The sequence below is a fragment of the Sporosarcina sp. P13 genome (genome assembly GCF_002743055.1).
Taxonomy (GTDB): domain Bacteria; phylum Bacillota; class Bacilli; order Bacillales_A; family Planococcaceae; genus Sporosarcina.
The window spans coordinates 67,636-79,868 of record NZ_PDYM01000010.1 but is presented as its reverse complement, the minus strand read 5'-3'; the positions used below and the strand labels follow the sequence as shown (position 1 = coordinate 79,868).

Sequence of the window (12,233 nt, the reverse complement as noted above, 5' to 3'; positions counted from 1 at the left end):
TGTTAAAATTCATATGCACGTATCACCTTTCACTTTTACTTGTTTCTAGACAATTCAAGTATAAAAGAAATCGGTGATCACGTGTATTTTTTTATGCAAATTGTACGCATACCCCAACAAATATTATAGAACCATAAAAAAGAGCTTATGGAATTAACCATAAGCTCTTTCTTATTTGCTTACCACCAAACGATTGTTACAAATGTCAGTGGGAGTAAGAATCCTAACACCGCACCTGTGAACATGAACATTTGTGGAATGCCGTGTCCTTTTTCATTCATATGCATGAAGTAGTAAAGTTGAAGACCAACTTGTACTGCAGCAAAAAGGAATAATGTTGGAATTACAAAGAATTTTGAGAAACCGACAACATCAGATAGATGAGCTGCTACCATCGAAAACGAAATGAGTGTTAAGAAGATCATCAAAGAAAACATTGCCACTTGACTACGCATAGCTTCTTTTGCACGACGTTGTTGCAAAGCCTGTTCAACTGGAGATCTTTTAATCATTTGAATTTCTGCCATCTTAACCGATCACTCCCATCAAGTAAACTACAGTAAAGATGAATACCCAAACTACGTCAATGAAATGCCAGTATAGTGAAAAAGTATAGTACTTAGTTGCGTTATACAAGTTCAGACCGCGCTTGGCGTTACGGAATATCAGTAACGTGATCCAAACTAAACCAATTGCCACGTGAAATCCGTGAGTACCTACTAATGTATAGAAAGCGGAACTGAACGCACTATTACTGAACGTAAATCCTAGGTGTACATAGTGAGAAAACTCATATACTTCTAACATTAAGAAGCCAAGTCCTAAAAATGCAGTAATCGCTAACCATAATTGCATCTTTTTGAAATTGTAACTCTTCAAGTGATACATTGCGTAAACACTTGTCAATGAAGAGGTTAGAAGCAACATTGTCATCACAAATACTAATGGCAATGTGTATAATTCTTGTGTCGTAAAACCAAAGCCACTAGGACCTTTGTTTTTCAAAGCCATATACGTTGCAAACAAAGTAGCGAAGAGAATTGTTTCTCCACCTAGGAAGAGCCAGAAACCAACAAACTTGTTTTTGGCTTCCAGTGTAGCCTTCTCTGGATGAGCAGGCCATGTCTCAGGGGTGAATTTAGTATTCAAATCCATTAGTCACGACCCCCTTTATTCTTTAAATCTTGCAGGATTTGCTCTTTTGTTACGTAGAAGCCAAGATCATCTTTCAATGAACGTGCAGACATCATAACAAATGTAAATGCTAAACCGAAAATTAATACTGGTAGACCCCAAGAAGCTTCTTGCTGGAACATTGCACCAAATCCAGCGATGAATAGTCCAAGAGACATTAGCATCGGGATAATTGAACCATTCGGCATATGAATATCTGTGATTGGCTCAGCTGGTGTAATCATTTCCTTACTGCCTTCCATCTTCTCAATCCAAAGTGTGTCTAAACCACGAACTAATGGAGTTGCTGGGAAGTTATAGAATGGTGGTGGAGATGGAATCGCCCACTCAAGTGTACGTCCGTCACCCCATGGATCATCTCCAACACGCTTGTTCTTAACAGTTGTAATAATGATGTTGATCACCATTACGATAAATCCGATTGCCATTAATAGCGCACCGATTGTACTTATAAAGTTCGGCATATTCCAGCCCTGTCCATCCATAAATGTCCAAACACGACGTGGCATTCCCCAGAAACCTAACCAGTGTTGAATTAGGAATGTTAAGTGGAAACCGATGAAGAAGAATACAAATGTAATTTTTCCTAAACCTTCACTTAACATTGTACCGAACATTTTTGGCCACCAGTAGTGAAGTCCCGCAAAAATAGCTAGTACAACCCCACCAACGATTACGTAGTGGAAGTGAGCTACAATAAAGTAAGAATCGTGTAACTGATAGTCAAGTGGTGCTGCACCCTGCATAACTCCAGTAACCCCACCCATTACGAATGAAGGAATGAAACCCAGAGCATACAACATCGGAGTTGTAACTTTAATGCTACCGCCCCAAATAGTAAGCAACCAGTTAAAGATCTTAACACCAGTTGGTACAGCAATCGCCATAGTTGCTACTGCGAAGATTGCGTTCGCTGTCGGTCCAAGACCAACTGTAAACATATGGTGAGCCCAAACCATGAATCCTAGGAAACCGATTAATACTGTAGCGAATACCATCGCTGTATAACCGAAAAGACGTTTCCGTGAGAATGTAGCAAAAATCTCAGAGAAAATACCGAATGCCGGTAAGATTAAGATATATACCTCAGGGTGTCCGAAAATCCAGAAAATATGCTCCCAAATAATCGTGTTTCCGCCCATCGTATGATCAAAGAAGTTACCACTGAACATACGGTCGAACGTTAAGAAGAACAAACCGATTGTCAATGGTGGGAATGCAAAAAGGATCATTGCGGATGCAACAAACGTAGTCCATGTAAACAATGGCATACGCATATATGTCATACCCGGTGCACGCATGTTGATGATCGTAACAAGGAAGTTAATCCCAGCCATTAACGTACCACCACCAGCGATTTGCAAACCAATTGCATAGAAATCAACACCATGACCTGGCGAGTGAAGAGATAAAGATGCATAAGAAGTCCATCCAGCATCTGGAACCTCACCGAAAAACCATGAGATGTTTAAGAATAATCCACCAAATACGAACATCCAAAATCCTAATGAGTTGATGAACGGGAATGCTACGTCACGTGCTCCAATTTGAAGCGGTACGATAGCGTTCATAAAACCAAATAAAATCGGCATCGCTGCTAAGAATATCATGGTTGTTCCGTGCATCGTGATTAAATCGTTGAAAAGACCTGCTGTTACGAGATCGTTGTTTGGCACGATCAACTGAAGACGAATGATCATCGCTTCAATACCACCAAGGACGAAGAAGAATAGCCCCCCAAGGAGATACAGAATTCCAATCTTCTTATGGTCGACTGTCGTCAGCCAATCCCAGAGTGTTGCGCCAAAGCCACTTTTTTGAGCAACTGAACTCACTGTGTTACCTCCTATTCAATTTCCGTATGAAAATTATTTTGCGACTTTTAAGCCCATTAAGTATTCAGCCAGTGCATCCAAATCTGCATCAGAAATCTGATCTTCACTGAATGAAGGCATCGTGTTGCCAGGTTTATGTTTCTGTGTGTCACGAATCCAATCTTTTAGGTTCTCTTCATCATGCTCAAGGAATCCTGCTACGCGGTTACGATCACCAAATGTAGCTAAGTTCGGTCCTTGTGCACCAGTTTCTCCAACACCTGAAACTGCGTGACAACCGATACAGCTTTGAGCAAATACTTTTTCACCGTCAGCATTTGCAACTACAGGATTGTCTTGTGTTCCTTGCATAGCAACAACCCACTTGTCAAACTGATCTCTTGGTAAAGTTTTCACTTTAAAGTCCATCAATGCGTGAGATGGTCCGCATAGCTCAGCACATTTCCCGTAGAAAACGCCATCTTTCAAGCCTTCAGATTCTTTCTCGAATGACAGATAAAATTTGTTGACGTTTTCCACGTTCGTATCTAGCTTACCACCAACAGCTGGAATCCAGAATGAGTGCTTAACGTCTGCTGCGATCAAGTTGAAATAAACTTTCTCGTCTGTGGGTACCACAAGTTCCTGAGCTGTAACAATTCCTAAATCAGGATACTCGAACTCCCACCAATACAATTTCGCTGTTACATCAACCACAAGGTTTTCAGCGTTCCCCTCATCATCGACTGCTCCCATCGCTTGCACATCACCTAGTTTATAAGTGTAGTGAACGGTAGGAATTGCAAGGATTAGAAGTAATACGATTGGAATAAATGTCCAAACCAATTCCAATACATGACTTCCCTCTACTTGCTCAGGCATATGATCTTCACCCAATTTGGAACGTCTGAAGCGTACTAGCGCCACTGTATAAATTGCTACTACTACAATGATGACTAGTAACATGATTCCTGAAGATAACAGCAGCAAGTTGAACTGATCTTTAGCGACTTGTCCTGCTGGTTGGAATGTCGAAATTTCTTCTTGTCCACAACCCGCTAAGAACACTGCAAAAACCGCTAATAAAGAAAAGAGACGCCACTTTTTGAGTCCTTTAATCATCGCTAACTAATACCTCTCTTTCTAAAAAAATGTTTTTCTACCCTGGAGGACTGTAAGCCTCTTTATGATGAATTCCTGTTTTAAAGAAAGAATTCCGAAACGTTAGATGAATATGGAGAAAATAATCATGGAGACAAACAAAATCGTCATGTAGTTCAATGAATACACAAACATCGAAGTTGCCCATTTCAAATCTTCTTTAGCTTTAAATCCTTTAATCGCTAGATAAAGCCATCCGACATTCAACAAAGTTGCAAACACAACAAACCCTGTACCGAGTTGTTGAAGCAAGAAAGGTAGTGGAAATAATAACAATACCCACATAAGCATAGACTTTTTCGTCCGCTCAAATCCTTTTACTACAGGTAGCATCGGAATGTTTGCTGCCCGATACTCCTCTGTTCTACGCATAGCCAACGCATAAAAATGAGGTGGTTGCCATATGAACATGATTAAAAACAATGCCCACGCTCCCATTGGCAGTGTAGGATCAACCGCTGCCCATCCGATTAGGGGCGGAACAGCTCCCGAGAAACTTCCTACAACTGTATTACTCACATGCTGACGTTTTGACCACATGGAATAAAGAACGACATATGCTAAGACGCCGATAATACCGAGCCAACCTGCAACTGCAGAGGCTGAGAATAAAAGAACTTCCCCAGCTATCAGAAATGTAATAGCTAACGTCAACACAGCAGGCGCTTTAAATCTTCCTGTTACTGTCGGTCTCGACTTCGTTCTCGACATAATGGGATCAATATCGCGATCAATCAAGTTGTTTAACGCACCCGATGCCGCAATGATCAATCCTGTTCCCACGATTGCAAATGCTAATAGATCGAAGTTATGGAGAAAACTTTTGCCAGTGAATTGAAATGCCAAAAAAAGACCGGTGAAAGTAGTGATCAAATTCGAATTGACGATACCTATTTTGATAAGCGCCAAAAAGTCTTTCCATAATGTAATTGTCTCTACTTTTGGATCTGCAACTGTCGAAAGCGTTCGACCGTTTGACATAATAACCCTCCTTTCAAAGTTTTCAACAAAGACTCTAACATCTACTATATCGAAATTCGTCAGTAATTTCTAGACCATTTCTGAATTAATAGCTGTTTCATGCAACCTTTGCGTCTTTGACGTGCATCTTCTATATAGTAATGCATTTCGACTAGACATTTGTGAAGTTATAGAGGCTTTTTTATGAACAATTTGTGAAAAGCCTTATGCCTTGTCGGTTTCTTCCCTCTTGGCATTGTGTTTCTATGTTTTTTTCGCTATCATAAAACGTGAAATGAATGCCTAAAACAAATGGAATATGTACGGTTTCTGAGTAGATCAAATAGCAACTGTCCCACAGATCTTTAGGCAAAATATCATGTAAATCGACCGCCTTTGTCGGTCGATTCATAGAAGAAGGTGTCTCATAGTTGCGATATAATAGGTTTTTAAAATGGTTTGGCGTTGCATCCACTATCGGAATGCTTGCCATTTTGCTCGGAGGAGCACTCGTTACGAAAACAGACAGCGGAATGGGTTGTGGTAGACATTGGCCAGGGTGTAACGGACAATTAATACCTGATGAAATTACCGCTGAAGTACTTATCGAGTTCTCACATCGTCTAGTAACAGGTGGGGTTGGAATTTTCATTGTAGTATTAGCTGTTTGGGCATGGAAATCACTAGGACATGTACGTGAAACTAAGCTTTTAGCCTTTATGGCATTGTTCTTTTTAATCTTACAAGCATTAATTGGAGCAGCGCAGGTTTTATGGGGGCAAGGTGATTTCATACTAGCACTACATTTCGGAATCTCACTCATTTCATTTGCTGCCGTGTTCTTGCTAACCTTATTAGTCTTTGAAGTTGATAAGAAATTCGATACGGACAAACTTAGAATTGGTAAATCACTACGCTTTCATACAATCGGCGTTACTATTTATTCGTATTTAGTAATTTACACAGGCGCACTCGTTCGTCACACTAATTCTGGATTAGTCTGTTCCGATTGGCCACTTTGTAGAAATAGTGAGTTCAGCTTGCCACGTAATATGTATGAATGGATTCAAATGGGACACCGTCTCGCGGCAGCGCTAATCTTAGTATGGATCGCAATCATCGCGATAAAAGCCATTAAAGAATATAAAGACCAGCGTGTCATTTATTGGGGTTGGATTAGTGCATTTCTATTGGTTTTGGCACAAGCGACGACTGGTATGATTGTTGTACTAACAAAGTTAAACCTCTATATTGCGTTGCTACATTCATTGTTTGTCACATTATTATTCGGGTTATTGACTTACTTAGTACTTCTAGTGTCTCGTAGTCGGACAAAATGATTAGTAAAAGCGTACAATCACCAAGAAGAGTGATTGTACGCTTTTTGTTATACATCTACATAAAACAGCTCCTGCCGCAACAATCAGCGACAGGAGCTGTTTTTTAATGTTCTAATTCAACAAGTAAATCACCAGTCGAGATGGAATCTCCAGCACTGACGTAAATTTCTTTCACAACCCCATCAAATGGAGCTTGAATAGTAGTTTCCATTTTCATGGCTTCTGTAATAAGCAAATGCTCTCCACGTTTGACTCTTGCTCCAAGCGATACAGCTACTTGCAATACTGTACCTGGCATCGTAGCCGCTATATGAGATTCATTTGTTGGATCTGCTTTCGGTTTTTTCACGTCTTTTGTTTCAATATGGAGATCTTGAATAACGACTTGACGTGACTGCCCATTCAATTCGAAATAGAGTACACGTGTACCATTCGGATTTGGTTCGCCTATTGATACGAGTTTAACGATTAACGTCTTTCCAACTTCGATCTCAATTTCAATTTCTTCATCTAATCGAAGACCATATAAAAATTGAGGTGTGTCAATGACGGAAACATCACCAAATTGCTTTATTGTTTCGATATACTCTTCAAATACTTTCGGATAGAGAACATGAGCTAACACATCATGCATCGTAGCTGTTTTCTCCATTTTAACCGATAGCTTTTTCAATACATCTTCAAAATTAACTGGTTCTAGGAGTTCTCCTGGACGAACCGTAATAGCTTTACGGCCTTTCAAGATAACTTCTTGAAGCTCTTTCGGGAAGCCACCATACGGTTGTCCAATAGACCCTTCGAAAAATTCAATGACCGATTCTGGGAAATCAATTGTTTCCCCTTTAGAAATGACCGTATGTTCATCTAACTCATTTTGAACCATGAATAATGCCATATCTCCTACCACTTTTGAAGAAGGTGTTACTTTGACGATGTCTCCAAACAAGAAGTTTACGCGGGAATACATCTTTTTAACTTCTTCCCAACGCTCGCCAAGACCTACTGCCTTTGCTTGCTGTTGTAAATTTGAATATTGACCACCTGGCATTTCATGTACATAAATCTCAGAATGTGGACTATTCATTCCACTTTCAAAAGGCTTGTAGTACTTGCGGACATCTTCCCAATAATGAGAAATCTTTTCCAAGGACTCTGTATTCGCACGAACGCTCGTTTTATTGTCCGCCATCGCGTAAGCTAAAGAGTTAGAAGAAGGTTGAGATGTCATCCCCGCCATTGAACCAATCGCTGTATCGACAATATCGACTCCTGCTTCAATCGCTTTTGCATACATATAAATACCATTACCGCTCGTATCATGTGTATGCAAGTGGATTGGCATGTCCGTAGCAGCTTTTAGTTCTGATACTAATCGGTAAGCAGCTTCCGGTTTTAGTAAGCCAGCCATATCTTTAATTGCAAGAATATGTGCCCCTACCGATTCAAGTTCCTTCGCCATCTCTTTATAGTAATTGACCGTATATTTAGCACGGTTGTCATCTAAAATATCACCTGTATAGCAAATCGTTGCTTCAGCAATCTTTCCTACTGAACGCGCTTCGTCAATTGCTACTTCCATCCCCTTGATCCAGTTCAAGCTATCAAAGATTCGGAATACGTCTATTCCAGACGCGGCTGATTCCTTGATAAACTCACGAATAACATTGTCAGGATAGTTTGTATACCCAACAGCATTTGCGCCTCTAAAGAGCATTTGGAACAAGACATTAGGGATTTGCTCACGCAGTTTTTCCAAACGATCCCAAGGGCTTTCCTTCAAGAAACGGTACGCAACATCAAACGTTGCGCCTCCCCACATTTCAAACGAAAATAAATCAGGAAGTAAATGTGCGCTTTCTGTTGCAATTTGCGTCAAGTCTTTCGTTCTCATACGTGTTGCTAGCAGCGATTGGTGTGCATCACGGAACGTCGTATCTGTTAATAGCACATCCTCTTGCTTACGTACCCAATCGACTAAGCCGTCTGCACCTTGCTCGTCCAAAATTTGTTTCGTACCTCTTGAAAGTGGTACTTTTTTGTCAATCTCAGGAATACGAACAGGATGCAATACAGGACGTGTCGGATCATCAATACCTGGGAATCCGTTAATGGTAACGTTTCCAAGATACGATAAAATCTTTGTTCCTCTATCTTGTTTCTTTGTAAACGTAAAAAGTTCAGGTGTTTCATCGATAAAGCTTGTATTATACTCACCAGACAAAAATTCTTTGTGACAAACTACATTTTCAAGAAATGGAATATTTGTTTTAATTCCACGTATTCTGAATTCCTTCAAATTTCTGTGCATTTTGCTTGCAGCATTGCCAAATGTCGCACCCCATGTAGATACTTTTACAAGCAAAGAATCATAGTAAGGGCTAATAACTGAACCTTGGTATGCGTTCCCAGTATCTAAACGGACGCCAAAGCCTCCACCTGAACGGTAAACCTGAAGTTTTCCAGTATCCGGCATGAAATCATGTAGTGGATCTTCTGTCGTTACACGTGACTGTATAGCGTAACCGAATAGAGGAATCTTTTGTTGTTCAGGAATGTTCACTTTTTCTGAATGTATTGCTTCACCCGCTGCGATTAGCACCTGGGATTGAACAATATCAATTCCAGTAATCATTTCTGTAATCGTGTGTTCCACTTGAATACGCGGATTAACTTCGATGAAATAAAATTCATCGTCAGCTACTAAAAATTCAACAGTTCCAGCATTTCTATACTCTACATTTTTCGCTAACTTAACAGCCGCATTACATATAGCTGTTCGTAATTCTTCCGTTAACGATAGTGAAGGTGCAATTTCTACTACTTTCTGATGACGACGCTGAATCGAACAATCACGCTCGTACAAATGGACTATCTCCCCATATGTATCACCTAGTATTTGCACTTCTATATGTTTTGGTTTATTAATATATTTTTCTACATACACTTCGTCAGAACCAAATGCAGATTTGGCTTCGGATTTCGCACGATTATATGCTTCCTGTACTTCTTCCGCTGATTCAACGATACGCATTCCGCGTCCGCCACCGCCCAATGAAGCTTTAATAATGATTGGGTACTTGTTTTGTTCACCAAACGCTGCTACTTCTTCTACAGACGTTACAGGTCCATCACTTCCCGGTATAACCGGAATATCCGCTGCTATCGCTTGCTCTCTCGCTTTTACTTTATCACCAAACATCTCAAGATGCTTAGATGTTGGCCCGATAAAAATAATTCCTTCCTCTTCAAGTCGCGCCGCAAATTCAGCGTTTTCCGCCAAGAAACCATAGCCCGGATGAATTGCATCAACATTTGCTTTTTTCGCAATTTCAATAATTCCTTCGATATCCAAGTAGGCGTCGATTGGTTTCTTTCCCTCTCCTACTAAAAAAGATTGATCGGATTTATAACGATGCAAAGATCTACGGTCTTCCGTTGAATAAATACCTACTGTAGCTATACCTAATTCTGTACACGCTCGAAATACGCGGATTGCAATCTCACCCCGATTTGCAACCAGAACTTTTTTAATCTCTCTTCTCTCCACCAACAACACAATCCTCTCTACTTCATTTTTTCATACTTAACGAACATTGATACATTCATCAGTATGCCAAGCGCAATTGACAAGAAGACGACAGATGTCCCACCATAGCTAATAAAAGGCAACGTCACACCTGTTAATGGGATCAAACCCGTCAGACCGCCTAAATTTACTAGCGTTTGGATAGCTATCAAACTACCGACACCAGCTGCAAGCATGCGAGCATGCGCATCTTTCGTTCGTAGAGCAACAATAAATGCTCTCGCGACGATGAAAAAAAGCCCTCCTAAAACGAGTGTCGTTCCTAATAAACCCGTTTCTTCGGAAATTACAGCCATAATAACATCTGTGTGTGGCTCCGGCAAATAGCCAAGCTTTTGAATAGAATTTCCAAGCCCCACCCCTTTCAAGCCACCCGCTCCAATCGCGATATAACCATTGACAATTTGCAGTCCTGATCCTTGAATATATTCAAAGGGATCTGCGAATGCAAGAAAACGGCCAACGCGAGATTCAGTCATGACCTCTTCCCACTTTATCCATAAAAGTATACTGAGCGCAACCCCTAATACTGCAAAAAAGCCACTAATTTTCAAATAATTCCTTATGTTCATACCACTTGCTGCAATTACAGACACTGCAACTAGAAATAATATCATAGTTGCTCCAAAATCTGGTTCCAAGATGACTAAGAAAAGAGATACAGTTAATATGGAGAATGTAGGAAAAATAGTTGTTTTAATCTCATCCAAAGTTCCTGCGTAAAACTTATTCGCAAATGCACCGGAGAAATAGACAATAAAAGCAATCTTTGCTACTTCTGTCGGCTGTAGATTTCCTAATCCAAAAGGCAGTGAAAGCCAACTTTTCGCACCAACATTATCTCCAAAACCAATAAATTTTACTAGAATTAACAATGCGAACATAACACCCAATGTAATATATAAAAATTTTTTATTTCGGTAATGTCGATACGGAATAATGGCTGCCACAAGAAAGGCAAGTAATGCAATAGCTAGACTTTTTATCTGTTTAAAATAAAAATAAGCAGGATCATAATTATATCTATTGACTGACCAGACCATACTGGCGCTATAAATCATAATTAAACCAAACAAGCAAAGTAGCAGATAGACTGCAAATAATGGATAATCAAAGTTTCGTAGTATTCGGTTCATATAAGTCTTCATTTATTCGTACCTCGTGGTCCTAAATAAAAAACTCAAACCCCTTAAGTAGTTTGAGTCTTTCATTTATTTATTTGTATACAATTCATGCAAGATATTTAACTCTTTTTCCAGCATCGAGAGGATTTCACGGCCCTTTTCTTGCTCTACTAAACCGAGCTTTACAGCAAAGTCAATTTCACGGGATAAACCGTACATTTGCGTGTCGAGTACTTCCTCATATAGCGGACATTGCGGCATAGTTAAATTATCCATTTGCACTTTTATTAGCTTTGCAATTTTCTCTGCGTCTATGTGCAGTTGTTTCATTGCTTTTTCTCTGTACGTATCTTGAACTTCTATATCCATGGAGACGCCCCCATTATTCATTATTCTCGCAAGTTGTTAATGTCTAAATTGTATCTTTTGCAATTAAAAATTGCAAGTAATACCCGAGATATTCTTATAAAGTCAATTGAAATCCTTTTCACTTCTTCAATGAAACGTTATACTAAAAATAGTACTACTGATATTAAGGGGGAAGTATTTTGGAACTGATAATACCTATTACAGGAAATGTAAAACATGCGATCACATTAGATCCAACCGTTTGGATTTTTGACGATCGTCGTATAGACTTAGATGTTTTTTTCACTGAGGAATTTGTGGAAAAAGACGAAATGGAAGAATACAAAGAAAAAATGGGTAAACACTGGTCTAGAGAAATCATGGAAGGTGCTACATATCCTCCAACTATTCGAAGTGAAAAAAGATATGAAAAAGATAAAATGCTGACAAGTAGCTTTGCAGTCGTTTTACAGCCTTTTTTACGCAATGCCGTACCTTCAGCTAATGCTACAACATTTACACTTATCACAAAAGACAATGAAAAATACACGTATCCACTTGCGGAAGCGGCTAACATTCTCTTTAAATTCAGTCACGAAGGCAAACCTTTGCGAGAAGACGGGCCTGTCCACGTACTATTTAAAGATGGTTCAAATCAAGATTCACCGATCCGTCATGTTCAAGCAATCCAAGTGGACTGAAGGAG

General features: G+C 39.7%; 10 protein-coding genes. 2 read left to right on the top strand and 8 right to left on the bottom strand.

Going from position 1 to position 12,233, the window contains the following annotated elements; all coding sequences use genetic code 11:
* Positions 1 to 179: 179 nt before the first annotated feature.
* The 5 genes from CSV79_RS07205 to cyoE form a co-directional block, all read right to left on the bottom strand.
* Complete coding sequence (locus tag CSV79_RS07205; protein ID WP_099688368.1) at positions 180 to 527, bottom strand: cytochrome C oxidase subunit IV family protein; 348 nt, start codon at positions 525 to 527, stop codon at positions 180 to 182.
* Position 528: 1 nt separating this feature from the next.
* Positions 529 to 1,155: a cytochrome (ubi)quinol oxidase subunit III gene (locus CSV79_RS07200; protein WP_099688367.1), complete on the bottom strand. Its 627-nt coding sequence runs from the start codon at positions 1,153 to 1,155 to the stop codon at positions 529 to 531.
* On the bottom strand, positions 1,155 to 3,029 hold the full coding sequence (locus CSV79_RS07195) for a cytochrome c oxidase subunit I (protein ID WP_099688366.1): 1,875 nt from the start codon (positions 3,027 to 3,029) through the stop codon (positions 1,155 to 1,157). Before CSV79_RS07195 ends, CSV79_RS07200 begins: the two co-directional genes overlap by 1 nt.
* Positions 3,030 to 3,062: 33 nt before the next feature.
* Complete coding sequence (coxB, locus tag CSV79_RS07190) at positions 3,063 to 4,130, bottom strand: cytochrome c oxidase subunit II (protein WP_099688365.1); 1,068 nt, start codon at positions 4,128 to 4,130, stop codon at positions 3,063 to 3,065.
* Between the two features lie 102 nt (positions 4,131 to 4,232).
* A complete protein-coding gene (cyoE, locus tag CSV79_RS07185) occupies positions 4,233 to 5,150 on the bottom strand; it encodes a heme o synthase (RefSeq protein WP_099688364.1) in 918 nt (305 codons plus the stop codon).
* Positions 5,151 to 5,560: 410 nt separating this feature from the next.
* Between cyoE and CSV79_RS07180 the strand changes: the two genes are divergently transcribed.
* On the top strand, positions 5,561 to 6,469 hold the full coding sequence (locus CSV79_RS07180) for a COX15/CtaA family protein (protein WP_099688363.1): 909 nt from the start codon (positions 5,561 to 5,563) through the stop codon (positions 6,467 to 6,469).
* Positions 6,470 to 6,572: 103 nt separating this feature from the next.
* On the opposite strand, the gene pyc is transcribed toward CSV79_RS07180, so the two are convergent.
* The 3 genes from pyc to CSV79_RS07165 all read right to left on the bottom strand — a co-directional run bounded on the left by pyc (position 6,573) and on the right by CSV79_RS07165 (position 11,548).
* The gene (gene pyc, locus CSV79_RS07175; protein WP_099688362.1) at positions 6,573 to 10,019 is read right to left on the bottom strand and encodes a pyruvate carboxylase; all 3,447 of its coding nucleotides are present in this window, start codon (positions 10,017 to 10,019) and stop codon (positions 6,573 to 6,575) included.
* 14 nt (positions 10,020 to 10,033) lie between these two features.
* The gene (locus CSV79_RS07170; protein WP_099688361.1) at positions 10,034 to 11,203 is read right to left on the bottom strand and encodes an FtsW/RodA/SpoVE family cell cycle protein; all 1,170 of its coding nucleotides are present in this window, start codon (positions 11,201 to 11,203) and stop codon (positions 10,034 to 10,036) included.
* 63 nt (positions 11,204 to 11,266) lie between these two features.
* Positions 11,267 to 11,548, bottom strand: coding sequence for an Fpa/YlaN family protein (locus CSV79_RS07165; RefSeq protein WP_099688360.1), 282 nt, complete (start codon positions 11,546 to 11,548; stop codon positions 11,267 to 11,269).
* A 179-nt stretch (positions 11,549 to 11,727) separates the two neighbouring features.
* Here CSV79_RS07165 and CSV79_RS07160 point away from each other — a divergent pair, with 179 nt between their 5' ends.
* Complete coding sequence (locus CSV79_RS07160) at positions 11,728 to 12,228, top strand: hypothetical protein (protein WP_099688359.1); 501 nt, start codon at positions 11,728 to 11,730, stop codon at positions 12,226 to 12,228.
* Positions 12,229 to 12,233 lie beyond the last annotated feature (5 nt).